Annotated in this window: 21 protein-coding genes; 14 read left to right on the forward strand and 7 right to left on the reverse strand. The window is 44.1% G+C overall.

Translation table 11 applies throughout. The annotated features are described in order from the left end of the window. Position 1 precedes the first annotated feature (1 nt). On the forward strand, positions 2-1,129 hold the full coding sequence (nspC, locus tag AC3WQ3_RS23085) for a carboxynorspermidine decarboxylase (protein WP_095287195.1): 1,128 nt from the start codon (positions 2-4) through the stop codon (positions 1,127-1,129). A gap of 97 nt (positions 1,130-1,226) precedes the next feature. On the opposite strand, the gene AC3WQ3_RS23090 is transcribed toward nspC, so the two are convergent. Together AC3WQ3_RS23090 and AC3WQ3_RS23095 are read right to left on the reverse strand one after the other, a co-directional pair. Beyond that, positions 1,227-2,105, reverse strand: a complete 879-nt coding sequence (locus tag AC3WQ3_RS23090; RefSeq protein WP_492473701.1) for an aminoglycoside phosphotransferase family protein — start codon at positions 2,103-2,105, stop codon at positions 1,227-1,229. Beyond that, entirely contained in the window at positions 2,102-2,986 is an 885-nt protein-coding gene (locus tag AC3WQ3_RS23095; RefSeq protein ID WP_492473702.1) for an AraC family transcriptional regulator, read from the reverse strand. Before AC3WQ3_RS23095 ends, AC3WQ3_RS23090 begins: the two co-directional genes overlap by 4 nt. A 157-nt stretch (positions 2,987-3,143) precedes the next feature. Here AC3WQ3_RS23095 and AC3WQ3_RS23100 point away from each other — a divergent pair, with 157 nt between their 5' ends. The 4 genes from AC3WQ3_RS23100 to asnA all read left to right on the forward strand — a co-directional run bounded on the left by AC3WQ3_RS23100 (position 3,144) and on the right by asnA (position 6,435). Beyond that, complete coding sequence (locus AC3WQ3_RS23100; RefSeq protein WP_492473703.1) at positions 3,144-4,055, forward strand: DMT family transporter; 912 nt, start codon at positions 3,144-3,146, stop codon at positions 4,053-4,055. Between the two features lie 42 nt (positions 4,056-4,097). Then, positions 4,098-4,430 carry a chaperone CsaA gene (csaA, locus tag AC3WQ3_RS23105; protein WP_336780066.1) on the forward strand — a complete coding sequence of 111 codons (333 nt, stop codon included), beginning with the start codon at positions 4,098-4,100 and terminating at the stop codon, positions 4,428-4,430. A 221-nt stretch (positions 4,431-4,651) separates the two neighbouring features. Next, entirely contained in the window at positions 4,652-5,287 is a 636-nt protein-coding gene (locus AC3WQ3_RS23110) for a LysE family transporter (RefSeq protein ID WP_336780067.1), read from the forward strand. A 134-nt stretch (positions 5,288-5,421) separates the two neighbouring features. After that, positions 5,422-6,435 carry an aspartate--ammonia ligase gene (asnA, locus tag AC3WQ3_RS23115; RefSeq protein WP_492473704.1) on the forward strand — a complete coding sequence of 338 codons (1,014 nt, stop codon included), beginning with the start codon at positions 5,422-5,424 and terminating at the stop codon, positions 6,433-6,435. A gap of 59 nt (positions 6,436-6,494) precedes the next feature. On the opposite strand, the gene AC3WQ3_RS23120 is transcribed toward asnA, so the two are convergent. Continuing rightward, the gene (locus AC3WQ3_RS23120; RefSeq protein ID WP_492473705.1) at positions 6,495-7,865 is read right to left on the reverse strand and encodes an amino acid permease; all 1,371 of its coding nucleotides are present in this window, start codon (positions 7,863-7,865) and stop codon (positions 6,495-6,497) included. Between the two features lie 270 nt (positions 7,866-8,135). Here AC3WQ3_RS23120 and AC3WQ3_RS23125 point away from each other — a divergent pair, with 270 nt between their 5' ends. The 8 genes from AC3WQ3_RS23125 (at position 8,136) to AC3WQ3_RS23160 (ending at position 19,716) form a co-directional block, all read left to right on the forward strand. Then, positions 8,136-10,397: an ATP-binding cassette domain-containing protein gene (locus AC3WQ3_RS23125; protein WP_492473706.1), complete on the forward strand. Its 2,262-nt coding sequence runs from the start codon at positions 8,136-8,138 to the stop codon at positions 10,395-10,397. Between the two features lie 91 nt (positions 10,398-10,488). Then, positions 10,489-10,959, forward strand: a complete 471-nt coding sequence (locus AC3WQ3_RS23130) for a GNAT family N-acetyltransferase (RefSeq protein WP_492473707.1) — start codon at positions 10,489-10,491, stop codon at positions 10,957-10,959. A 638-nt stretch (positions 10,960-11,597) separates the two neighbouring features. Beyond that, the gene (locus AC3WQ3_RS23135) at positions 11,598-12,755 is read left to right on the forward strand and encodes a glycoside hydrolase family 88 protein (RefSeq protein WP_492473708.1); all 1,158 of its coding nucleotides are present in this window, start codon (positions 11,598-11,600) and stop codon (positions 12,753-12,755) included. A 268-nt stretch (positions 12,756-13,023) separates the two neighbouring features. Beyond that, positions 13,024-14,625 carry a response regulator transcription factor gene (locus AC3WQ3_RS23140; protein WP_492473709.1) on the forward strand — a complete coding sequence of 534 codons (1,602 nt, stop codon included), beginning with the start codon at positions 13,024-13,026 and terminating at the stop codon, positions 14,623-14,625. A 116-nt stretch (positions 14,626-14,741) separates the two neighbouring features. Beyond that, positions 14,742-16,388 (forward strand): cache domain-containing sensor histidine kinase, encoded by a 1,647-nt coding sequence (locus tag AC3WQ3_RS23145; RefSeq protein WP_492473710.1) that lies wholly within the window; start codon positions 14,742-14,744, stop codon positions 16,386-16,388. Positions 16,389-16,567: 179 nt separating this feature from the next. Continuing rightward, positions 16,568-17,881 carry an ABC transporter substrate-binding protein gene (locus tag AC3WQ3_RS23150; protein WP_492473711.1) on the forward strand — a complete coding sequence of 438 codons (1,314 nt, stop codon included), beginning with the start codon at positions 16,568-16,570 and terminating at the stop codon, positions 17,879-17,881. A 61-nt stretch (positions 17,882-17,942) separates the two neighbouring features. After that, the gene (locus tag AC3WQ3_RS23155) at positions 17,943-18,878 is read left to right on the forward strand and encodes a carbohydrate ABC transporter permease (protein WP_492473712.1); all 936 of its coding nucleotides are present in this window, start codon (positions 17,943-17,945) and stop codon (positions 18,876-18,878) included. 1 nt (position 18,879) lies between these two features. Next, the gene (locus AC3WQ3_RS23160; RefSeq protein ID WP_492473713.1) at positions 18,880-19,716 is read left to right on the forward strand and encodes a carbohydrate ABC transporter permease; all 837 of its coding nucleotides are present in this window, start codon (positions 18,880-18,882) and stop codon (positions 19,714-19,716) included. A gap of 143 nt (positions 19,717-19,859) precedes the next feature. Here the strand turns inward: AC3WQ3_RS23160 and AC3WQ3_RS23165 are convergent, their stop codons facing one another. From AC3WQ3_RS23165 to AC3WQ3_RS23175, 3 genes are all read right to left on the reverse strand, one after another. Further along, a complete protein-coding gene (locus tag AC3WQ3_RS23165; protein ID WP_492473714.1) occupies positions 19,860-21,140 on the reverse strand; it encodes a glycoside hydrolase family 27 protein in 1,281 nt (426 codons plus the stop codon). 109 nt (positions 21,141-21,249) lie between these two features. Beyond that, on the reverse strand, positions 21,250-22,131 hold the full coding sequence (locus AC3WQ3_RS23170) for a helix-turn-helix domain-containing protein (protein ID WP_492473715.1): 882 nt from the start codon (positions 22,129-22,131) through the stop codon (positions 21,250-21,252). 110 nt (positions 22,132-22,241) lie between these two features. Further along, positions 22,242-22,862, reverse strand: a complete 621-nt coding sequence (locus AC3WQ3_RS23175) for a YczE/YyaS/YitT family protein (RefSeq protein ID WP_336780079.1) — start codon at positions 22,860-22,862, stop codon at positions 22,242-22,244. A gap of 164 nt (positions 22,863-23,026) precedes the next feature. Here AC3WQ3_RS23175 and paiA point away from each other — a divergent pair, with 164 nt between their 5' ends. Further along, positions 23,027-23,545, forward strand: a complete 519-nt coding sequence (gene paiA, locus AC3WQ3_RS23180) for a spermidine/spermine N(1)-acetyltransferase (protein WP_492473716.1) — start codon at positions 23,027-23,029, stop codon at positions 23,543-23,545. Between the two features lie 142 nt (positions 23,546-23,687). Here the strand turns inward: paiA and AC3WQ3_RS23185 are convergent, their stop codons facing one another. After that, positions 23,688-25,019, reverse strand: a complete 1,332-nt coding sequence (locus tag AC3WQ3_RS23185) for an APC family permease (protein WP_336780081.1) — start codon at positions 25,017-25,019, stop codon at positions 23,688-23,690. Positions 25,020-25,296: the final 277 nt, after the last annotated feature.

Here is a 25,296-nt window from a genome sequence, read left to right on the forward strand (position 1 = left end):
GATGCGGTTTGAGCAATTACCGACACCATGCTTTGTTGTTGATGAGGCGCTTATTGAGAAAAATGTAAAAATCCTTAACGGTGTCATGCAGCGTACAGGTGCCAAAATCGTACTGGCTCAAAAGGCATTTTCCATGACAGCGATGTATCCACTAATCGGACAATATTTGAGCGGGGCAACGGCAAGCGGGTTATATGAAGCCCGTCTGGGCCACGAGGAAATGGGCAAAGAGAATCATGTATTTGCTCCAGCTTACCGCGAAGACGAGATCGATGAGATTATTTCAATCTGCGATCACATTATTTTCAACTCTTTTTCGCAGCTTGCGAAATTTAAGGATAAAGCACTTCAGGCTGGCCGCAAGATTGGCTTGCGTATCAATCCTGAATGCTCAACCCAGGAAGGGCACGAGATTTATGATCCGTGCTCTCCAGGTTCACGTTTCGGTGCCAAACAGGAGGATTTCCGTGCAGAGCTGCTGGAAGGCGTCTCCGGTTTGCATTTCCATACACTATGTCAACAAAATTCCGACGATCTGGAAACGACGCTGAACGCAGTGGAAGAGAAGTTCGGACAATGGCTGCCTCAAATGGAGTGGATTAACTTCGGTGGTGGACACCACATTACACGTGAGGATTATGACATTCCAAGACTGGAAGCATGCATCAAACGCATGCAGGACAAATATGGCCTGGAAGTTTATCTGGAGCCAGGGGAAGCTGTTGCGCTTAACGCGGGTTATCTGGTGACTTCTGTGCTGGATTTCCACAAAAACGGAATGGATATTGCCATTCTGGATACGTCAGCCACTTGTCACATGCCAGACGTACTGGAAATGCCATATCGTCCGCCGCTTGTTGGCTCCGGAGAAGCAGGAGAGAAGCCTCACCTGTACCGTCTTGGCGGTCAAACTTGTTTGTCTGGTGATGTCATTGGAGATTATTCGTTTGATGAGCCTTTGAAAGAAGGCGATCGTCTGGTCTTTGAAGATATGGCGATTTATTCCATGGTCAAAACGAATACATTCAACGGAATGCCATTGCCAGCCATCGCTGTAAAACGCAAAGATGGCGATTGTGAAGTTGTCCGTGAATTCGGATATCAGGATTTCAAAATGAGACTGGCCTAGTTAGCTATTATGTATATCATTAATAATAAAACCGGATTCCACGAATAGGAATCCGGTTTTTATGTTTTATCTTAGGAGTACTACAAGGACGATATGACTAAAGTGATTTATAATCTCGAATGATCACATCTATAACCCGTTTTCCCCAGTTGGATGACTCCGAACCTGGTTCATTCCAGGCATAAGTGATAAGTGCTTTCCATAATGCCCATCCTCTCGCACGGTTAATCATATCTTGGTCAGCATTCATTCGGCGGAGGAAAATATCACGACTCCTATCATCAAAAAAGTTCCATGCCATCACCAGGTCGCTGGAAGGATCACCTACGCCCATCGTTCCGAAATCAATGACGCCGCACAATCGGCCGTCTTGTACGAGCAGATTTCCTACAGCAACGTCACCGTGCAGCCAGAGTGGTGTGGCTTCATATTTTGTGGCAAGGGCAAGCTCCCATATTTCCAAAAACAGCTTTGGATCATACGGACTGGGTAAAACGTCAATGACGGATCTGGTGTCCTGGTCATAAACAGCCAGGTTTCCGCCGCGATGAAAATTTTGGATGCCTGCGGGAATACCTTGGCTTGCATCAATCGCTTCCAGTTCAATTAGAAAACCAGCGAGATCCTCAGCAAATGTGTTCAGATCCGTTATATTTTCAGCTGTGACTGTGCTGCCTTCAATCCATTGGTTAACAGACCAGGGAAGAGGATATTCTGCCGTAGGCTCACCTTTTGCAATCGGTGCCGGAATCGGCAAGGAGAGATAAGGCTTGAAAACGGGCAGCCACGTCAATTCCTTCTGAACAGCAGAGGCATATCGCTCATGACTCGGTAAACGAACAGTCATCTCATTTCCTAATCGATAGGTCCGATTATCGTGTCCACTTTTGTCCACGGGTGCTATGGTTAGGTGTTTCCACTCGGGAAATTGACGCTGGATCAGCTGACGTACCAGTTCAGTCGTAATTTCAATCATTTCACTCGCCCCCTGCGGAAGTCGTTAGGTGTTTGCTGATGCTGCTTTTTGAAAGACTGAATAAAGTGATTCACATGATTGAAGCCCACTCTATGGGCTATCTCCGTTATAGTATAGTCGGTCGAGCTTAATATCTCACAGCTTTTTTTAATTCGATACTTAATCAAGTAGGCATAAGGGGTCATATGAATTGTACGCTTAAAACTTCGGGTGCATTCCGAAACACTCAGATGAGCTGCATCCGCGATCTCCTGTAATGTAATCGGATCTGCATAATGACGGTGGATGAAACTGAGCATGAATTGAAGTCTCTCCTGTTGACGCTTCAGGTTCAGTGATGCTTCCTCTGTCGATAGCGAAAAATTGGAGATTATGGTCAGCCACAGCTGTACCGTCTGAATGGAAACCTCGTACTCCCAGCCCCATTGTTTGGTCATCTCAAATTTTTTTTTCACATCCCAAAGCATTTCAAGTACTTGAATTTCCCATGTAACTTCGCCTTTGAGTACAAGGGATACAAATGACGAGTTGGTATAGGGGAGGACATAGTTTTTCTCCATGGCACTATCCGAGTAGAAAGCCAGCAGTTTCTCCGGAAAATTAAAACTGACGTACTGTCCGTTATGCGTCAATTGGGTCGTAACATGAAGAATGCTTTTATTGATCAGAATGGCCTGACCTGTATGTAATTCATGATCCATCCCGTTAACCTGGATCACCAGTGTTCCTTTGGTAACCAACGTGATCTGTAGATCTTCATGCCAATGCAGGTCGTTAAACCCTCTCCCTTCAGGGATGCTATCGTGGACCGTATGCGTGTACATGATATAAGGGAAGGAAGTATCGGGATATTGGATGGTCTCATGTAAAGGTTTCTTCATGGGGTAAATTCCTCTCAAATGACGATATTTCGATATAAATGAAAGATTTAATTACACTAATGAACGATAAGTGGTGATATTATTATATCAGATCTTAAGGTTATCAATACAATCCTGTGCACAGACGATTGGATAAAACACCATGGAGGCCTTACATGTGAAAATCAAACAATCGTCGTTACCGCTTCATCCATATGTAATGCTTTTAATCAGCATCCTGTCTGTTTCGATCTCATCAATTATGATCAAATCATCAGATACGGCAACCGCTGTGGCTGGAATGTACAGATTGTACATATCCGTAATCATTATGCTTCCTTTCGTACCCTGGAAAACCCTTCGAATCTCTAAGATGAACAAGAAAGACTGGGTCACCGTAGTGGTAGCAGGGCTATTTCTTGGATTACACTTTTTATTTTGGATGGAATCCTTGGTCCATACTTCGGTGGCGAGTTCCATGGTCATCTTGTCATTGCAGCCTTTATTCGTAATGATTGGCTCCTATTTTATGTTCAGAGAACGAAACAGCATGCTAACGATCTTTTGCTTAATTGCAGCCCTCATTGGTTCAATCATCATTGCTTGGGGGGATCTGGGGATTTCGCGAGAGGCGGTATTAGGAGACGGACTATCCTTGTTGGGAACCATTTTGGTTTCTGTTTATATGCTTGCAGGGCAGAAGGTCAGTCGTAAGATAGACTCGAATTTATACAGTGTCCTTGTTTTTTTCCTGGGCGGGACCGTGATGCTGGTTTATTGCTTGTTCAATCAAATTCCTTTGGTGGGTTACCGTTCTTCGGATTGGACCTATTTCTTGCTGCTCGCCGTAATTCCAACCATTTTTGGTCAAAATATTTTTAACCTGCTATTAAAAACGATCGGCGCTACGACAGTTTCTGTAGGGATTATTGGAGAACCTGTTCTGGCAATTCTTCTGGCGTATCTATTTTTGGGAGAAACGATATCTGCATTTCAATTAACAGGCGGATTGATTACATTGTTCGGCATGGGCATGTTCTTTTGGATCCGCTCCTCAAGTCATTTCGCAGCTAAACAAGAATGGATTTAGTGTATGATATTGGAATAAACAAAAATGAGGAGATTTTTACACATGGCAACCATTGATGATTTTATGAAGCTGGATATCCGTATAGGAACGATAATTCATGCTGAGTTTTTTGCAGAGGCAAAAGTGCCGGCGATCAAGCTGGAGATTGATTTTGGAGAAGAGATTGGTATCAAGAAATCGAGTGCACAAATTACGAAAAGATATGAAGCGGAAGTGCTCATAGGGAAACAAGTTATTGCTGTTGTTAATTTCCCACCACGCCGGATAGCGGGATTCAAGTCGGAGGTATTGGTTCTAGGAGGGGTACCCGAAAAAGGGGATGTCGTGTTGTTAAAACCGGATACTGAGTTACCACCAGGAACACCAATAGCGTAAAAGATTCTCGGGTTAGCGATCGAACTAAAAATCATACGATGTAGAAGCATCAAATAACGACGTTATAAAGAGGCTATTTCCAGACATGTTTATCTGTCTGTGAAATAGTCTTTTTTTCATAGATAAAAGATATATAAATGGTTGTAATATTGTCATGTTAAGCGTGATTGGATCATAAGATGGGGAAATAAACTGGACAAGCGAGTAGGAGTGAGGAAGTCTTGAGTGTTCAACTTCTGATCAGTTATATTTTCCTTGGTTTGACGCTTGCTGCTCCCATTGGGCCTGTCAATTCAGCCCGATTGGACAAAGGCATCAAAAATGGTTTTTGGCATGCATGGATGGTCGGAGCAGGTTCCATGATCGCCGATGCTGCCTTTATGCTGTTGATTTATATGGGCTTGGTTCAATTTCTCAATATCCCCTGGGTACAAATTCTCCTCTGGCTCGTTGGCGGGTTCACGCTAACCTATACTGGCATCGAGAGTATTCTGCAACTCAACAAAGTGAAGCTGCATTCGGCCAAAAATCGCAAGGATTCCCTCTTTCACTGCTTCATGCTAGGATTTTTTATGTCGATCACCAGCCCGATGTCCATCATTTTCTGGTTAGGCATTTATGGATCCATTCTGGCCAAAACGGCAGTATCATTCGGGACAAGTCATCTCCTGATATACAGCAGTATGATCTTCATCGGATTGACGCTCTGGGATTTGCTTGTGGCGGGGTTAACTACAGGAATGCGGCGTTATCTTAATCAAAGAAGCCTCTCCATCATATCCGTTGTATCCGGTTTGTCTCTGGTTGGGTTCGGCGTTTATTTTGCCCTTCAAGGGCTGCGTGCATTGTTCTCGTAAAGGATGGGCGTACACCCAAATGCTTCAATTCTGGAGTGGGACAACGCGACACCGCCATGATAGGCACATAGACTGCTCTCATCAGTTATGCAGAAAACTGCATGATAATCAAACTGAAGGGACGATGTACTTTCATGCTGCGAACGATTGTTGTACCGAACAAGTACCAACCGATGCTGAACCTAAGAGAAACTGCCGAGGCCATACATTTTACAAAAAAGAAGTTTCAGGAACGATTGGAGCAGCATTTAAATCTCATACAGGTACCCTCACCTGTTCTTTTGCAAGAAGGTACAGGAATTAACGATAATTTGAACGGAATAGAGCGGATCGTTTCTTTCGATGCGTTGGATATGGAAGAAGGACAGATTGAGGTTGTTCAATCCCTAGCGAAGTGGAAACGGATAGCACTGAAGACATATGGCTTTCAGGTGGGTGAAGGATTATACACCAATATGAATGCCATCAGACGAGATGAGTGGATGGATAATTTGCATTCCATCTATGTGGATCAATGGGACTGGGAGAAGGTCATAGCAGAAGATCAACGCAACCTAACGACCTTGAAGGAAGAAGTAAGCAAAATCTATCGTTTGATTCAAGCAACAGAGCAAGAACTCTATACTCAATACTCATGCCTTGAGCCCATTCTGCCCGATCAGATTTTCTTCATCACAACACAAGAGTTGGAGGACCGATATCCGGATCTTACCCCAAAAGAGCGCGAAAATGAGATTACACGCCAATACGGTGCTGTGTTTATCATGCAGGTAGGTGGGGTGCTGAATTCAGGGATTGTGCATGACGGTCGTTCACCGGATTATGATGATTGGACGTTAAACGGAGATATTTTATTATGGTTTCCGGTGCTGGAGCAGGCTCTGGAAGTCTCATCGATGGGAATACGTGTTGATTCAGCTGCACTTGAAAAGCAATTGAACCTGAGTCAAGCGAACGAACGGGCCGCTCTTGATTTTCATCAATCTGTCTTGAATGGAGAACTTCCTTTCACGATTGGAGGCGGAATTGGTCAATCCAGACTGTGTATGTTTTTGCTGCGAAAAGCGCATGTTGGAGAAGTGCAGGCGTCGGTGTGGAATGACAGAACGTGGCGGGAATGCGAAGAGGGAAATATTCCTCTATTATAGATGGATTGAAGCGTTTGAAACAGGAAGAGGATATCCTTCGCGGGATATCCTCTTTTTTGCTACGTCTTGACCTTATGTTTGTTCCACCATCTTGTCATGATCCAGGTGACCAGAGCTATCACAAAAATCATGATCAAACTTACATAAAAGCCTACCCGGATGTCCGGTTTCATTAGTGTCCCACTTACCGCGCCCAATAACAGGAGTAGACCGGAAATGCCAAGTATGACATCCCTGGCGCGGATCTGAAGTATCTTGAAGGCAGCGATAATGATAAAGGACCAGTTATACATCTGCAATATACCGGCTGCGGTAGTGATGTACTCATATATCTTTCCTGGAAGCAGCAGGGCTGTCACTATAGAGGCGCATAAGCCAACCGCAGCAAGCACAAGGGAAGGTAGAGGAAGTTGTTTGAATTTTAATTTTGTTTTGAACAGCTTAGGCGCGTCTCCATCCTTGGACATGGTCACCAGAAGGTTGACGACAGCAAACAACGAAGCGCTCATGGCCGAAAAACCGGCCAAGATGATGGCGCCATTGAATACATGAGGAAAGAATTCCAAATGATATGACGATAGAGCCGTAACAAACGGGCTTTCCTTTTCATTCATCTTCGTATAGTGTACCATGAACACGGCCATGCCAATCGATAACATATAAAGGATGGAAAGGCCGGTTAACATCACCTTTCCGGCTTTTGGGGCATCCTTTTTATCCTGTAACTGGATGGACATGAGTCCGATGGTCTCTACACCGCCATATGCGTAAAATGCATAGAGAAGTGACGACCAGAAGGATGGAAACTTACCTGGGAACAGTTCAGCAGCTGAACTTGGCATGCCAGGCCGTTCATTGCTTCCCCCATGTATCCAGCCGAAGAGTGCTGCTGCAGCCAGTAGAATAAACATGACAATGGCTGCGGTTTTGACCACAGCGAGAACATTCTCAATCTTGTCAAACCACTGTGTCCCGAGTAGTACGACAAAAATGGAGAGTAAGGCGTAACCCGCCGCAAAAACCCAGAGTGGAATATTTGGAAACCAAAATCGGGAGAGAATGGACAACGCCGTCAGCTGGCTTCCCATGATTAAAATTTTGGTACTCCAATAGTTCCATCCACAGCCAAAGCGAGCCCAACGCCCAAAGGCTTTGCCGGCATAATAACAGAACGAACCTTCCTGAGGATCTGCAGTAGTCATTTTGGCCAGGAAGTGAAACACAATGTAGGTACCCAGAGCGGCGATCAAAAAGGATAACACCATTGAAGGTCCGGTTTGTTTGATCCCTATTCCCGAACCCAGAAAGTATCCGGTACCAATCGTACAGCCGATGCCAAGCAGGGATAGCTGCCACCATTTTAAGTTTCCCTTCTCCTTACCTTCAGATGAAGAGGAAGCATCTTGTGCAGCACAACTTAAATCCGTCAAAGTAGGTACACCTCTCCTTCTCAGATAAGGTGAACCACTAGGAGATAAAATATGCCTCCACTTGTTACTTACGCTTTGCAGTGAAAAAATAAGGAACGTTGACACGGTTCTGAATGGTGTCTTACAATCTAAACGTCATTACATGGTGTCTAATCCCACAACCGTCTACACCCATAGAAAATCAAGATGGATCCGTCTCAATAGAGTTAAACTTGAATGTCCAAGTTATGGCTGTATTCTATGAATAAATAAATCGGAGGGTTCTAACGCATGAGCGAATCTAATCAGGAGTACATCGTACTCACTGGTGCAAGGGAGAACAACCTCAAGAACGTTTCTTTACGCATCCCCAAGCGTAAAATTACGATCTTCACCGGAGTATCCGGATCCGGCAAGTCATCGATTGTCTTTGATACAATTGCGGCAGAATCCACTCGATTGTTGAACGAAAACTTCAGTATGTTCGTTCGTACGTTTCTGCCTCGTGTTCCCCAGCCAGATACCGATGCCATTGAAAATCTGAGCATGGCGGTGATTGTGGATCAGAAGCGGCTCGGCGGCGGATCTCACTCCACAATGGGAACAATCACCGATATTTCACCTATCCTTCGTCTTCTATTCTCTCGCGTTGGACAGCCTTATGTCGGGCCAGTAAACATGTTCTCGTTTAATGATCCGCAAGGCATGTGTCCCGAATGCAACGGAATCGGACGCAGACTTGGCGTGGATATGAGCAAGGCTGTGGACATGGAGAAATCTTTAAACGAAGGGGCGCTCATGCTCCCGGATTATGCCGTCGATGGCTGGGATTGGAACATGGTGCTGCAATCAGGAGACTTTGATCCAGATAAGAAGTTAACCGAATACTCCGAAGCGGAATTAGACCTTCTTTTATATGGTAAGGCAAGAAAAGTAAAGATGGATTTCGCTGGCAAAGCAACGAATATTACCGTAGAAGGTGTTATTGAGAAATTCACGAACAAGTACATCAAGCAGGATGTGAAGACGAAATCGGAACGTACTCAAAAAGCGGTTATGCCGTTTATCTCTGAAGGTCCTTGCTCCAGCTGTAACGGTGCGCGACTTAGTCAGGCAGCACTCAGTTGCAGAATTCATGGATTGAATATTGCGGAGATGTCTGCCATGGAAGTGGGCCAGCTTATTCGCGTCATCCGGGAAATGAATGATGCCGTTGCAGCACCGGTCATCAAGTCTTTGTTGGAACGGCTGCAGCATCTAGTGGATATTGGACTGGACTACCTGACATTGGATCGTGAGACTGATACGTTATCCGGCGGCGAGTCGCAGCGTGTCAAAATGGTGAAGCACCTAAGCGGCAGCCTTGTCGATGTCACCTATATCTTCGATGAGCCCAGTGTTGGCTTGCACCCTCGTGACGTACACCGATTGAATGAATTGCTTCAAAAGCTGCGCAACAAAGGTAACACCGTGATAGTTGTTGAGCACGATCCGGATGTCATCAAGGTTGCGGACCATATCGTGGACGTCGGACCTTACGCTGGTAAACGCGGTGGTACCATTGTATATGAAGGAAGTTTCAGTGGATTGCTGGAATCTGGCACCCTGACTGGCACACACATGAAGCGGCCTTTGCAATTAAAACACAACTGCAGGCAGCCATCTGGCAAACTGCTTATTAAAGATGCAACGTTGCATAACTTGCAGAATGTAAGTGTTGATATTCCGACCGGAGTGCTTACTGTCGTTACAGGTGTTGCCGGATCGGGAAAAAGTACGCTAATCAACGAAGTATTTCTCAGTCAGCATGCAGATGCAATAGTAATCGACCAGTCAGCAGTAGGTGTATCCACACGGTCGAACCCGGCAACGTACACGGGCATTATGGATGACGTACGCAAAGCGTTTGCCAAGGAAAATAAGGTGAATCAGGGCTTGTTCAGCTTCAATTCCAAGGGAGCGTGTGACAACTGCCAAGGACTTGGTGTCTTATATACAGACCTTTCCTTCCTGGACAGCGTGAAGCTGCCATGCGATGTATGCGAAGGCAGAAGGTTCAAAGACGAAGTGTTGGAATACAAACTTGGTGGCAAGTCGATTGCTGAAGTGCTGGAAATGACCGTTGAGCAAGCGCTCGAGTTTTTTCAATTAAAAGAAGTGGTACGCAAGCTTCAGGCGATGAGTGACGTCGGATTGAACTATATTACACTTGGCCAGCCGTTAAGCACACTCTCAGGCGGGGAATGCCAAAGAATCAAACTCGCTAGTGAACTGCACAAAAAAGGCAGTATTTATGTAATGGACGAGCCGACGACAGGTCTTCATATGTCGGATATTGGTCATCTTCTGGAGATCATGAACCGTCTCGTGGATGCAGGCAACACGGTTATTGTGATTGAGCATAATCTCGATGTGATCAGCCAGGCCGATTGGATTATCGATATGGGACCGGATGGAGGAAGCAAGGGGGGACAAGTTGTATATGAAGGTATTCCTTCACAGATTATCCATGCAGAACAGTCGATTACTGGGCGATACTTGTCTATGAATTGAAACATTATTGGCTGTCCAGCCATACGATTCAGAACGTCTGATGATTACTTGGCATAAATGGAAAAGGAACATACTTACGGAGGTTACTTTTATGTTTATCAGAGAGATTGAAGAAAGAGATAATCAACAGGTGGAAAATCTGATCAGAACGTGTTTGATCGAATTTGGCGCGAACAAACCAGGGACAGCCTGGACAGATCCACATTTGGGAGATTTCTATCATCTGTACCAAAATGCGCGGTCTAAATATTGGGTAGTTGAGCAAGATTCTACGGTCGTAGCGGGCTGTGGTATAGGTCCGATTGACGGTTATCCTCAGATTTGTGAGTTGCAAAAAATGTATGCATTCAAAGAAACGAGAGGTACAGGTATTTCAAGAGAATTACTGCACGTTGTCCTTGATTATGCGAAAGATCATTATGAACAATGTTACCTGGAAACGCTGAGCAATATGACTGCAGCCAACAAGTTTTATGCGAAAAATGGATTTATTGCATTAGACAGGCCCTTGAATGGATCTGAACATTATGCATGTGATACTTGGTATTTGAAAACATTGTAAGTGATCTGATTATCTCGAAATTTGCATTACCGGTAGACCCTGAGGATAGGGTTTATCGGTTTTTTATTTAACCACTGCAGGCGAGCTAACAGTAGCTAACTGCACAGGATTACCTTTTTATGTATAATCAGAGTGTAAAGTGGATTATCCATGACTTTGTTAATAGGATTTAATGGAGGAGGTAATTTATGCTCGCTATAATCTTAATTTTGGGTTTGCTCTTTATTGTTGTTTACTTGCGTGCGATCTATATGAAGCTTGAAAGAATAGTTGAGGTCTTGGATCAAAAATCGGAGTAATGGGACTAGATTGCAGTGCGGCTGCAAATCTTTTTCATAAGAAGTTACTTATCCTTGAAGCGTTACATAATAGAGATCAATGAAGAGTAGCTGCAGCGGGCAGCTGCTCTTTTTCATTTTGAAGCACGATTTTGATCTGCTTGAGCTAAAATATGCATCTATATGATTAGTGGTTTCGGATAAAGGTGACTTTGCTCTGCCTTTACGTAGTTCTTAAATTTATAGCATAGGAAGCTTAAAAAACTGCATACAGACATTTCAAGACGAGTGGTATTCTAAATTCGATATGTGTAGCAGATTGGCAAAGACAACTTCTCGAGAAGAAAGAAGGACTGATGTATGTTTACATTAGACGAAAAAACGGAATGGGTAAATCACGTTGTAGACAAAATCACGGCAAAAATGGATTGGGTCAGTGTTAAATCCAAAAACAAAATCCCATATACGACCATTGATGGAGAACATGATGACAGATCAGTCCATAATTCAACCCATTCAGCTGACGACGGAATATGCTGGTGGACGAATGGATTCTGGGGAGGCATGATGTGGCAGTTGTTTAATGCAACTGGAGAACCCAAATACAAACAAATTGCTGAAATCTCTGAAGTGAAATTGGATAGCTGCTTCCAGAAATTCGATGGGCTGCATCATGATGTAGGATTTATGTGGCTGCCGACGAGTGTCGCGAATTATAAACTTACAAGCAATCCGGAATCCCGCAATAGGGCCCTGCATGCAGCCAACCTGCTTGCTGGCCGGTACAATCCGGCAGGAGAATTCATCCGAGCCTGGAATGATATTGAGGGTGAAGACACAAGGGGATGGGCGATCATTGATTGTATGCTTAACATACCACTTTTATATTGGGCCTCCAAGGAAACAGGTGATCCGCGTTTTCAGCACATTGCGATGAAACATGCCGATACCTCCATGAATACTTTTGTAAGACCAGACGGTTCAGTTAACCATATTGTTGAATTTGATCCGGCGGTGGGTGGGGTCATCAAAACCTACGGAGGACAGGGATACGCGGAGGCTTCCTCTTGGACTCGGGGACAGAGCTGGGCATTGTATGGTTTTATGATGAGCTATAACTGGACGCAAAAAGAGGAGTATCTGGATACGGCTAAACGAGTAGCCCACTATTTTATCGCGAACATTCCTGAACACGGAATCATTCCTATTGATTTTAGGCAGCCTGCAGAACCTGTACTGGAGGATTCAACAGCAGCGGCCATCGCTGCCTGTGGCTTGATTGAGATCGCCAAGATTGTTGGAACTCACGAGAAACAGTTATATCTGAATGCTGCGTTGAAGCTGCTCCAAACACTAGAACAGTTAAGAACCGATTGGACTCCCAGCTGCGATTGTATTCTGCAAAACGGTTCAGCAGCGTATCACGCCAAAAGCCACCATCAGTCTATTATCTACGGAGATTATTTTTTTATTGAAGCAATATTCAAACTAAAAGGCACAGATTTATATATTTGGTAGATTGATAACGATAAAGAAGAGAAACAACCCACAACCCAAAAAGTCGTGGGTTGTTTCAGGATTACTGAAACAATATCGTTGTATAATCTACGAATGAAAATTGTGCAGCACAAAATCTAAAAAAAACGTACAATGAGATGCAATAAGATCATATCTTCTACTGTGTGCTTATGTTCATTTTGGTATAGATCGAAATTTAGGTTGGACCCTATGTTCTCTATGAAGAGTTGAGTTGTTCATATTCGGCGTAGTTAAGGAAGGTGATTGTATGGAATACATAAAGCTATTACTCGCAGATGATGAACCCATCATATTGCGTGGGTTAAAAAAGCTGATATCCTGGGAACAGCTTGGGATCCGGATTGTGGCTGAAGCTAATGATGGGACCGAACTACGAGATCTGATAGCCAGACATAACCCCCAACTTATTATTAGCGATATCAGTATGCCAGGTGGAAGTGGGATAGATGTGATTACGGAGTTGAATGAACAAGGGTACCGCGGCAAGGTTATATTTATTAGTGCTTTTCAAGAGTTTGGATATGCCCGTCAAGCGATTCAGTTAGGGGCACTGGATTATCTGGTAAAGCCAATAAATAAAATTCAGCTGGAGAGGGTAGTTGGCAAAGCCGTATCTATGATCCGAGAAACCTCGGACGGTGAACGGAACAAAAAGATGTTATCTTATTATGAAGAAAAAAATCGAGCCAATACCATTGAGCAGCTTCTTGACGGATTACTGGACGGTGATACAAATACCATAGCTGATTTGATACAGCTGGGTGTGATCGTAGTTAGCCGATTTACTACCGTTTGTGTTTTGGAAATGGACGATTATGCTGCCACCTCCCGGTGGGAAGAACGCGAGCGTCACTTGGTCAACTTTGCAGTGTCCAACATTATTCGAGAGACATTGGACCAAGAACCGTTGAAGGGAACAGGCTTACTAGTTCAAAAGGAAGGATTGTTTACCATCCTGGTTCAGCATGAGGAGAAGGATTACCCTCTTCAATTAGCACAAGACCTTCGTCATAGGTTACAGCAATATTTAAAGCTAAGTGTCTCGTGCGGAGTTGGTACGAGCATGGCAGGCATGGAGAAAGCAGAAGAAACTTACCGCGAAGCATTGAAAGCGCTTCATAGTAAGTTCTTTACGGGAACTAATCAGGTTATTCGTTATGGGGAAGCACTCACGGACACGAATAAAGAGTACAGGTCCATAACCGTTCTTCAATCCCATTTAGTAAATGCATTAACGTGTATGGAACGAGAAAAGATCGAACCGCTGATTAAGGAACTCCTTGAACAAATCAGGATACAAGCGGGAAACAACAAAAACCTCGTGCTTACAGGAGTATATAATGCAGTTTTGACGTTGATTCAGGAATTGGAGAAATTCGGTGGAGAGTTAGAGGATTACCAACGAGGCTTGCTTGAGAAATGGACTGACTGTGTCTCTTATGCAGATGTTGCTCAAGAAGTCGAAGCGGTGTTAACGGAAATGCAGCAGAAACTTGCGAGTAAGGTGTCAGGAAAAGAACGTGCGTTGCTTACGAAAGTCAAATCGTATATTGAAGAAAACTATGACAGTAACATCACACTGGAATCCATGGCTGCCCTAGTCTATATGAACTCCTACTACTTCAGCAGTTTCTTCAAAAAGCACACCGGTCAAAATTTCAAAAACTACGTCACAGAAGTACGTATGAGCCACGCGCTAAAGCTGCTTATGGAGACGGAACTCATGGTTTATGAGATTGCCGATCGTGTGGGCTACAACAACGTAAGGCACTTTAGTGATATGTTCAAGAAAAAATATGGAAAGGTACCGCAAGACTATAGGCAGTCTTTCCGTCAGTTCGAAACATAACGAATAAAGAAGGTGTTTCCTTCATGCGTTTCTTGACCAAAAGCATTTTTGTCAAATTTTCAGCTTCTTTTATTTTGGTGGGGCTAATCCCACTCTTTGCGCTAAGTTATTTCTCTGTGCAAATCTTCTCAAGCTACGTGGAACGGTACACCACGAGTAATCAACAACAAATGATTATGTATATGAGTTACAATCTGAATTCAGCTTTTCAACAATATAATGATATTTCCAAGCTCATGTATAACGTACGCTACGAGGGTTTGGCCGAAAACATAAATCAAAATCAGACGTTCAATGTCAATGAGCTGGAGCAGATCAATTCAATTCCCATCGACTCGTTTCTGAAGACATTATTGTTTAGCGACAATTATATATCAGCTGCTTATTTTATGAGATCGTCAGACGGCAAAATCTACTCTCAAGAAAGAGAGAATAGAGGCCTGACAGAGGATGCACTTCCGGTTCATGAATGGAAAGAAACGATGAGAAGCCAGCCTTCCAAGGCTGCGCTTTTTCCGACGCATAAGGATGATTACTTTATTGGTTCCAAACGCGAAGTATTTACACTTGCACGCAATCTGATTGATACCTCCGGACGTCTTACACGTGAACCTAAAGTGGTTGGAACGCTCTTCCTGGACGTCGATACCACCATGTTCCAGCAATTCCTGAATGAGCTCTCTCTCGGTACTCAGGATGAATTAGTTCTGCTCAATGATCAGGATGAGATGTACTTCAGCAACCAAAAGGATAGAACACTGGATGAATTCATCTCCAAAAGCAAGGATGCTGAAATGTTAGTACTCCGGGAAGACATCCCTTTTATTGAAGGTCAATTAGTTGCAGTTATTCACCGAGCAGGGTTGTTTGAACAGCTTTTCTCCGCCAGGGCTACCGTATATCTGGCCATCCTCATTTGCACCGTTGTATTAATTGTCATGGGAGCTTGGTTTTCACGGCGGCTCGCAGCACCTATTCGCAAGCTAATCCAGCAGATGACCGTAGTGGAGTCCGGGAAGCTGAGTGCCAGACTCCCTGTAACGAGCAACGATGAAATAGGCAGACTGACCCATGGATTCAATCGAATGGTTGAGCGGTTGCAAGTCCACATTGATGAAGCTTATATCGCTCAGATCAAACAAAAGCAAACTGAACTTAATGCACTAAAAAGTCAAATCAGACCGCACTATCTGTATAATACGCTTGAAGTGATTCGCATGAATGCAGTAGACAAAGATGCGGAAGAAGTCGCTGACATGATTCACTCTTTGTCCAATCAACTGAAATATGTCATTGACTACGGAGAAGATCGTGTAAGTCTATGGAGAGAAGTTGAACATCTGCATGATTATTTCTACATCATCTCCATTCGTTATGAAAACAGATATGTACTGCATTGTGACATTGCTCCTGACGTGCAGATGGAATGGCCGGTCTTGAAATTATGTTTACAGCCTATCGTCGAAAATGCCATTCAGCATGGACTTCGTCAAAGGAAAAAGGGGACGGTAGGGATAACGATAGAGAAGCAAGAGCGTAATCTGGTCATTGTTATTTATGATAATGGTATAGGCATATGCGAAGAGAAGCTGAAAAGCATTAATGAAGGTCTGTATACGGCCAATCCGCATAACAAATCAGTGGGACTGAAAAATGTACATGAAAGAATTCGATCGATGTATGGAGAAAATTATGGTCTCTCTGTGAGTAGTCAGGAAAATATCGGGACGTCCGTGCAGCTCAGCTGTCCTGTTCCTGAATAGGTCCCTTGAAGAGCGAATGAACGTGTCCGCTCTTTTTTTATTCTTAAATTTACTGCACATGAGGCTTTAAAAAGTTCATACAAACCAAAACCAGGCAGTGCTATTCTAAATACGAAAACGCTTACCTATAAGGAAAAGCTGTTTGAACTTTGTTGATATGGAAGGGAGTTATGTACGTTATGCTGAAATCAAAATTCAAGTTATCGGCTTTGCTGCTTGCAGTGACTATGACCTTAGGTGCTTGCAGCACAAGCAGTAGTCCGAATTCCGATGAAAACGGGTCAACAAGCAGCAAGGACAAAGTAAGTTTCACCATTGGTTATGCTTCAGGGGATCCTGCTGCCAAAAAAGCGATCGCTGATTCCATCAAAAGATTCACGGAGGCTAATCCGAGTATTGAACTTAAGGATATGAGCGAGAACACAAGCAATTCCTACCTGGACTGGTTAAAAACTAAGGATGCGGTTGGAGAGTTCCCTGACCTTGTTGAGATGAGGGATACAGAGGTCTTTGCCGATGCAGGTAAAATCGTGGAACTTCCTTCTGACCTGATTGAGCTGTTTGATTCCCCACCTGAGGTTGACGGAAAGATTTGGAATGCTCCCATAGCCAATAATGTGCCCCAAGGAATCATATACAGCAAAAAGGCATATGCCGATGCAGGGATTAGTGAGCTTCCCAAAACGTATGATGAATTCATTGCTATCCAAGAAAAACTGAAGGCCTCTGGTATAACCCCGATCGTTGTTGGAGGGAAGGATATTTTTCATATGGGGTTCTGGGTGAACAAGTTTCTCATTGATGAGGTATATGCAAAAGATCCGGATTGGAATTCCAAAAAGACAGGGCAGTCTGTCAGCTTCGCAGATGAAAACGTCGTGCAGGCGATGACGGATTATAAAGTGTTGTTCCAAAATTATGTAGACAAAGGTTGGTTAAGTACTCCTGATAACCAAACAGCTTCTTTTCTAATCACAGGAAAGGCGGCACAACTATACTCGGGTACCTGGATGTTCTCACAGATCGAAGAAGCAGATCCAAGCTTTGAATACGGTTTCTATGCAGTTCCGGACCGGGAGGGTCATGTGAATGTGATCGGACTTCCATCACCTGCCGGTTGGACACTTTCTGCTGAGGCAGCCAAGGATCCGAAGAAGACGGAAGCAATCAAGAAGTTCATTCGTTTCTTCTTCGAGCCGGAGCAGTATTCTCAGTATCTTGCAAGTGTTAACGGTATCCCCTCTACGCAAGCAGAAGTGACCTATGAAACCGGAGAAGCGATGCAGACGGCCCTTGATCTGATGTCAGATCCGAATGTAACAAAGTCCTTGGCGATTAACAATTGGTGGGGAGAGAACTTAATACCGCCACAATTCCGAAACTGGTTCTATAAAAAGCTGCAGGAAATGGTCCTGAATGATGGTGATGTGAAAACGTATATGGAACAGGTTGATACGGAATACGATAACCAGGTCAAGGCAAATTCGATGTAAACTAATTCGCGGGGGACCGCTACGGAGTGGTTCCTCCTTGAATAAGGAAGGAGTATATGAAATGGGAATACCTGCATCAACGGATAAAGCAACTTTGGCAGCTGTATCCGCTCGAAGACGGAAGAAAAAGCATCATCCTTTTGCTGTTGTTTTTATACTTCCGTCGTTAATTCTGTACACGCTATTTGTTATTGTGCCTACTCTGGGAAGTGCATATCTAAGCTTTACGTCCTGGGATGGCATAAGTGAAGATATCCGCTATATCGGCTTTGCTAATTTTATTGAGATATGGAGCAGCCCGAGGGTTCATAATGCCCTCAAAAATACGCTTATCATGACGGTGAGCCTGGTTGTGCTGGAAAATATCGCTGCGATCGCCATGGCCCTCATGGTGGACAAAGTCCGTTGGTTCAAAAATTTGTTTCGGAGCATATTTTACTTTCCTACCTTACTGAGCGGAATCGTAATGGGCTTCGTTTGGGCGATGATCCTGAATTACAACTTTGGTGTGGTGAATCAAATTCTGAACCATATTGGCCTTGGGAGCTGGACAATGGATTGGTTGGGTGATCCCAAGTACGCTATGCTGTCCGTGATCCTGTCTACCGTTTGGAAGGGGGCTGGTTACTACATGATCATTTATTTGGCGGGACTTCAGAGCATTCCTACAGAACTGTCCGAAGCGGCCAATATAGACGGTGCAAATGGCTGGCAGCAATTTCGATTCATTACCTTCCCACTGCTTGCCGGGTCTGTTACCGTATGTATGGTTCTTTCAATGATTAGTGCGCTGAAAATATTCGATCAAATTGCAGTAATGACCGATGGAGGGCCTGGTTTCGCAACAGAAACACTGACATATATCATCTACAAAGTCGGTTTCGGGGAGTTAAGACAGGGCTTCGGGACAGCTCTTGCCATGGTGTTATTTGTGATTATTCTTGTTATCACCGTGATTCAAGTGAAAATCCTCCGCAAGCGGGAGGTGCAGTATTAACATGACTATGCAGACACGCAAAAAAACAACGGATGTCATTCTCTTCGTCGTTATTCTGATATTCGCTATCCTGTTCTTTTTTCCCATCTTCTTTAATTTAATGTCTGCCTTCAAAAGCAATGGTGAAATCATGCGAAATGCACTCTCATTACCAACTTCGTTGTACCTTGAGAATTTCAAGTATCTGTTGACCGAGACGGAGTTCCCGAGAGCGATCCTGAATAGTCTGATCCTGACCGTAGTCTCCATTGTGATGCAGATATTGATCATTCCTATGGCTGGTTATGCCATTGAAAGGAGAAATGCCAGATGGACAAATTTTGTATTTCTCTACTTCCTGGCAGGGATGATGATTCCATTTCAGGCATACATGATTCCTTTATTTAAAGAATTGAAAATGCTGGGCCTCTATGGAAGCCTCGCTGGGCCAATATTGGTTTATATCGCAGGGGCTATTGGATTTGGTTGCCTGTTGTATACCAGCTTTGTTAAGGGGATTCCAAAGGAAATTGAAGAAGCTGCGGAAATTGACGGATGCAGTCGTTACAGCATTTTCTGGAGAATTGTATTCCCGCTGCTCGGACCGGTGACAGCTAGTATGATTATTTTAAACGGTTTGGGGATCTGGAACGATTTTCTCATGCCAATGCTCGTTCTTCCTTCAGGTGAGCCCAAAACCATGGTTGTTGAAATTTACCGCTATATCGGTGAGTTCTCCTCCAGATGGGATATGATATTTGCTGGAACTGCCTTGTCGGTGGTACCCGTGCTGATCGTTTTTGTTGCTCTGCAAAGATACTTTGTGAAGGGGATCTCTGCCGGAGCAACCAAGGGATGAAATCATAAGAATTCTTGTAACAACTGAAGAACTAACGGTATGATAATAAAAACGGATAAAAAAAGAAATGAGCCAGTCGCCAAAATAATTCACGTGACTGGCTCATTTAGGTATGGAGATGCTCTAAACCAGGTAACCCATGATCAATAGAATCGATAGAGTCGTACGCCGTGCGAAGGAATATTCATCTGTAGAACGTCTTCAGTAAGTTCGGCTGGCGTTTCATTCCACAGCTCGGTGCCCGAGGTGAAGCCCGTAAGACCGATGTCATCAACAGACAGACTTACCGGGAGCTCTGAATCACCTACATTGAATAATGCAGCATAACGGGATTGATCAGCGGCTTCTGCTGTCCAGACAATGAGATTACCTTGGCGCAGCGTTTCCTTGGCTCCATGGCTATCCTGATTCATGCGCAGCACTTCCTTGTTGGTTAACAGGGATAGGGTCCATTCGTCACAGTCGCGAAGCTCACCGCCGAAAATGAGCGGAGAGCGGAAGATGCTCCAGAGCGACATCATGGTCAGCTGCTCATCCCGTGTGAAACGAGTCCAGCGATCCGCGCCACCTCCGTCAACGGACCGGATGCCGATATGGCCGAGCGGGAGCATGTCGCAGTCCGGCCAGCATCCCGCCTTAGGGATACCTTGCCAGGTTCGGCAGCGATCAAACATATCCAGCAGCAGCGGCCATTGATCCCAGAAGTCATCCGTGACCCGCCACATATTGGCATGTTCAGCGAAGAACGCGGAGTATTCCACAGGAGCTGGACCAGGAGAGAGACTCAGTACCATAGGCCGGCCGCAGCGTTCGATAGCTTTGGAGATTAGCTCGATCTCAGGCTGATGGGTATCATACAGCCTGGATGCAGCGATGTCGTCTACCTTGACCAAGTCCACGCCCCACTCGGCGTAGAGTTCAAAAAGAGAGTCGTAATAGGCCTGCGCACCTTCCTTCGATGCGTCAACACCATACATGTCCGTATTCCATGGACAGATCGAATTGGTATGTGCAATATCACGTGCTGTAACGGTGGTATTCAGAATAGGGGTAGCTGCATGTGCAGCCTGCCTTGGAATCCCGCGCATAATGTGAATGCCGAATTTTAATCCAAGACTATGTACGTAATCGGCTAATGGCTTGAATCCTTGACCGCCTTCAGCAGAGGGAAAGCGGTTCTCAGCAGGCATAAGCCGGGAATATTCGTCCATCACCAAAGGAACAAAAGCCCGGTATTGAGAGGAATTTGCATAAGGTTCATACCATTGGATGTCGACGGTAATGTAGTTCCAGCCGAAGGGTTTGAGATGTTCAGCCATGTATTCCGCGTTCCCGCGAATTTCTTCTTCCGTTACGGCCGCACCGTAACAATCCCAACTGTTCCAACCAAGCGGTGGTGTGGGTGCTGCATGCTTGTGACTCATGTGTAATCTCCTTTGACTGATTAATTATTGCTCTGGTTAAGTTCATATTAATCAAGGAGATTAGCAATATCTATAGTAATCTTGGAAGCTGAATTGTACTATATTGCTGTTAATCAAAGAACAGTTTACGATAAGCAAGGCTCTCGCCTCCGCTGCGGAACTCCCCTGGTGTAAGTCCGGTCATGGTACGAAATGCTTTAATAAAATAACTTCCGCTGGAATACCCGGTACGCTCGGCAATCATGTCAATGCTATGTTCGGTTCCCCGAAGCAGTTCCATGGCTTTATCAATGCGAATGCGAGTTAAATAAGCTACGGGAGTAAGTCCCGTGCTGGCCGAGAAACGCCGAATCAGATGATATTTGGACAAAGAGACATGCTCGGCTAACTGATCAATACTAATCATTTGTGAATAATGCTGCTCTATAAATTCAGCTGCACGCTTGACGTTATCCGGCCATGTATGCTTGTTCCGCAGAGTCGTAACCTGTAATCTGGCCAGCTCAGTCATGAATTGATATACCGAGGAAGATGCGATCAAGGGATCGGAGATTCGGCCTGCTGCTGCATCATTTACAATCATTCGCAACAACTTAACTGGTGCACAGTCTGCTGGGAGATAGGGGACTTCCCCTGCTTCGCGCAAAAATTTACGCCAGTGAGGCAGAATTAGATTCGGCCGGAAGAGCAAAAACAGAAATTCCCACGGTTCTCTGGATTCAGGGTGATAGTAATAGCGATGGGGTCCAGGGATCTCGGCAAGAAAAGCCTGTCCGGCAGAGACACAGTGCTGCTGTTCTCTTGATTCGTATACTCCCTGACCAGAAAGCGTGTACTGGAAAAGAAGGAGAGGCCCATCGCTTCGTGTCAATCCATCCCAATGATAGGAAGGATTGCTGATGCTATCAGAGCCTGCCGCATATAATATACATAGTTGCAGTTCCGGATCTTCAGCGAATCGAAAGCCATATGTACCTTTGGGTATGTCCATAAATATCTCCTTATGGGTCTAAGAATATATGCGATCTAGCTTGTGGAATAAGTATGATTATAATAGAAATCGTGACCGTTTGTTATGTTTACTGTTCGCACGGGAGTATTTCATGAATTTGACCATGAGCTGGACTGATGGATGAAACGTTCCAAAATTCTTTTGGTCAAAGGCATGAAGATATTCAATATGAATCCGCCTAAACAAACGGTTAGGATCGTTCCCATCCCGATGGGTCCTTTTAGGATCAACGCTAATCCAAGAAAAATAAGATAAATGCACGTTCTGGCTACAAAGAGATTCGTTCGCATAAGTTCCTGTACAATTAATGTTAATCGGTCCAAAGGAATCGGTGCAAAATGGGTCAATAAGTATGTGGCAGTTCCTATTCCAATGAGGATCAGGCCGATGACCATGTATGCCCATTTAGTTAGCCATAACTCAGGTACAGTCCAGCTATGCAATAGAAAAAGCCAAATATCGATGCCAATTCCCGTAACTAATGCGGTCAACAATCCTAAAACTTCCGGTCTGCTTCTCCGTATGAGCGAATTACAACATAACAGAAGTAACGCTATGATAATCTCCCAGCTGCCTACAGAGAGCCCCACCTGAACAGATAAACCTACCAAAAGAGCGTCAAACGGGGATGTCCCGAGATCGGAATGGATTGTGAGTGAGATCCCAAGAGTCAATATCAAGATTCCAACGCAAAAAAATACATATTTCAACTTAATCCACCTCATTTTTATGTTTTTTTGTTGCAAATACAACATGTTTGGAGTAGATTTAATATAACCACTTTTTATTGCATTTGCAACAAAAAAGTGAGGGTTCAAAGTGGAAATAGGACTACGAAAAAACTGTTTATTTCATAAAGGGGCGATATCTTTACATGACAATAAAAATTATAAAGTGCAGTCGTGAAGATCTGCAGACACTCCAAAAAATCAGTATAGACACGTTTCATGATACATTTAAAGATCAGAATACGCCTGAGAATATGGAGGCATATTTGGCAAAAGCATTCCACTCGGAACAACTGGAAAGGGAGTTGGCTAATCCATCTTCAGACATTTATTTTGTATATTTCAACAAAGAACTAGCTGGCTATTTAAAGGTCAATGTCGATGATGCACAATCCGAGAAAATGGGGGAAGAGTTCCTTGAGGTTGAGAGGATCTATATTAGAAGCCAGTTCCAAAACCATGGGCTGGGTAAGCATTTATTGAATAAAGCAATCGAAATAGCGATGGACAAGAACAAAACCAAAGTATGGCTAGGGGTATGGGAGAAAAACAGGAAGGCCATTGCTTTTTATCACAAGATGGGATTTATCCAGACAGGAGCCCATTCCTTTTATATGGGGGATGAAGAGCAGACCGATTTTATGATGAGTAAAACTCTCGTATAGCATAGCAAAACTTCGCAGTTCCTGCATTGTGAAATCAAAAGATGAGTACAGAAAAAAAAGAACCTGAATGCTGCATTCAGGTTCTTTTTTATGGTACACGCAGGGAGAGAAAGCTTACTGATAAATGAATGATTGATTTCACTCACATGGCCTCTTCAATCTCTGGCAACACCTTGGGCACTGAAGAGGATCTCATTCGTTGATTCACATACAGAACGAGGCCAAGAGCGATCCAGCCCGTACCAAGAAGCAAAGAGGAAGCTTCAAGTTGAGTGATAAGATATAGAATGAACAAGGCGCCTAACAAGGGAAAGACCATTCTCACAATCCAGTCCTGCACACTGCGTTTTTTCTCGCGAATGATGTAGTGACAGATGACGGAAAGATTAACGAACAGGAAGGCCGTTAGCGCACCGAAACTGACAAACATGATGGCTGTCTCCAGACTAATGAATAAGGCAGCCAGGGAGATGATGCTGACCAGCACAATGTTGAACACAGGTGTACGGAATTTGGGGTGAACAGAACTGAATTTCCGAGGAAGCAAGGAGGATCTACCCATGACAAACAGCAGCCTTGAAACGGTTGTCATGGAGGACATGCCCTGTGCGAGCACGGAGAAAATAACGACAAAGGTGAAGATGGATGCAAGCGTTCCTCCGCCTATAACCTGCATTAATTCGAATCCTGCAGCGTCCATATGTGTAAAAGTGAACGAGGGATACATTTGTTGAATTAAATATGCTGTTGCAAAATACATGATCCCGGCGACGCTAACGATAATCAGGATGGCCCGAGGTATCGTTTTTTCGGGTTTTCGCGTTTCTTCCGCCATCGTTGTAATGGAGTCAAAACCAAGGAAAGAGAAACAAACAAGAGATGCACCCGCCATTACGGCGGAGAAAGGAACCCCTTCTACGGAATGAAGAGGATTAAATCCTGCGGATACCCCTTGTGTCACTGCTTTGTATACAAGAAATGCACAGAACCCTGCTATAAAAATGATCTGCATCAGAACAAAGATTTTGTTGACGTTTGCTGACGTTTTGATGCCGATGATGTTGATGGTCATCACAATTAGGGTTAGAAGCACAATCCAGACAGGAGAAGGGATGGAGGGAAACTGAGCATGTAGATTAATGCCAAACATGAGTACAGCTACAATGCAGGAAAACAAATAATCAAGCAGAATCACCCAGCCCACCAGAAAACCGATAAACGGATTCATGGCCTGGCTTACATAGGTATACGCCGAACCAGACACTGGAAAAGCTTTGGCCATCTGCCCGTAGCTGCCAGCTGTAAATAAAATGGCTACAAAAGCAAGGACATAGGCAGCCAGGAGCATACCTTGTGAACCCTCATGCAGCACGCCGAAACTTGTGAAAAAAATCATGGGAGACATCCAGGCCAGCCCCATGGTCACCACATGGCTCAAGGAGAGATTTCTTTTTAGTGTTATATTTTGTGACATTATAAAACCTCCTTCAGAATCGAGAATGATACATCGTAATGCTATGTCATGACACTTCACATTTTTACAGGGGTTTTATCAAAAATCAAGTTATTTTTTTAGAAATATACGAACATTAGTGCATTTTCTATAGTACGTATTTCGTTATTTTGAGAAGAATATGAAAAAAGTGCAAGTGTAATTGGTTTTTTTATCGCATATTTTAAAAAAAGTATTGTGAAATGTAATTTTACGTGTTAGTATTCATAACATCAATTAAATAAAATGTTTTCTAGGG

The sequence above is a fragment of the Paenibacillus sp. FW104-T2 genome, assembly GCF_058789975.1.

Bases quoted from the DNA above. Each gene is read 5' to 3' on its own strand.
- nspC (WP_095287195.1), top strand. From the start codon at position 2: ATGCGGTTTGAGCAATTACCGACACCATGCTTTGTTGTTGATGAGGCG.
- AC3WQ3_RS23090 (WP_492473701.1), bottom strand. From the start codon at position 2,105: ATGATTGAAATTACGACTGAACTGGTACGTCAGCTGATCCAGCGTCAA.
- AC3WQ3_RS23095 (WP_492473702.1), bottom strand. From the start codon at position 2,986: ATGAAGAAACCTTTACATGAGACCATCCAATATCCCGATACTTCCTTC.
- csaA (WP_336780066.1), top strand. From the start codon at position 4,098: ATGGCAACCATTGATGATTTTATGAAGCTGGATATCCGTATAGGAACG.
- asnA (WP_492473704.1), top strand. From the start codon at position 5,422: ATGCTGCGAACGATTGTTGTACCGAACAAGTACCAACCGATGCTGAAC.
- AC3WQ3_RS23125 (WP_492473706.1), top strand. From the start codon at position 8,136: ATGAGCGAATCTAATCAGGAGTACATCGTACTCACTGGTGCAAGGGAG.
- AC3WQ3_RS23130 (WP_492473707.1), top strand. From the start codon at position 10,489: ATGTTTATCAGAGAGATTGAAGAAAGAGATAATCAACAGGTGGAAAAT.
- AC3WQ3_RS23135 (WP_492473708.1), top strand. From the start codon at position 11,598: ATGTTTACATTAGACGAAAAAACGGAATGGGTAAATCACGTTGTAGAC.
- AC3WQ3_RS23140 (WP_492473709.1), top strand. From the start codon at position 13,024: ATGGAATACATAAAGCTATTACTCGCAGATGATGAACCCATCATATTG.
- AC3WQ3_RS23150 (WP_492473711.1), top strand. From the start codon at position 16,568: ATGCTGAAATCAAAATTCAAGTTATCGGCTTTGCTGCTTGCAGTGACT.
- AC3WQ3_RS23155 (WP_492473712.1), top strand. From the start codon at position 17,943: ATGGGAATACCTGCATCAACGGATAAAGCAACTTTGGCAGCTGTATCC.
- AC3WQ3_RS23160 (WP_492473713.1), top strand. From the start codon at position 18,880: ATGACTATGCAGACACGCAAAAAAACAACGGATGTCATTCTCTTCGTC.
- AC3WQ3_RS23165 (WP_492473714.1), bottom strand. From the start codon at position 21,140: ATGAGTCACAAGCATGCAGCACCCACACCACCGCTTGGTTGGAACAGT.
- AC3WQ3_RS23170 (WP_492473715.1), bottom strand. From the start codon at position 22,131: ATGGACATACCCAAAGGTACATATGGCTTTCGATTCGCTGAAGATCCG.
- paiA (WP_492473716.1), top strand. From the start codon at position 23,027: ATGACAATAAAAATTATAAAGTGCAGTCGTGAAGATCTGCAGACACTC.
- AC3WQ3_RS23185 (WP_336780081.1), bottom strand. From the start codon at position 25,019: ATGTCACAAAATATAACACTAAAAAGAAATCTCTCCTTGAGCCATGTG.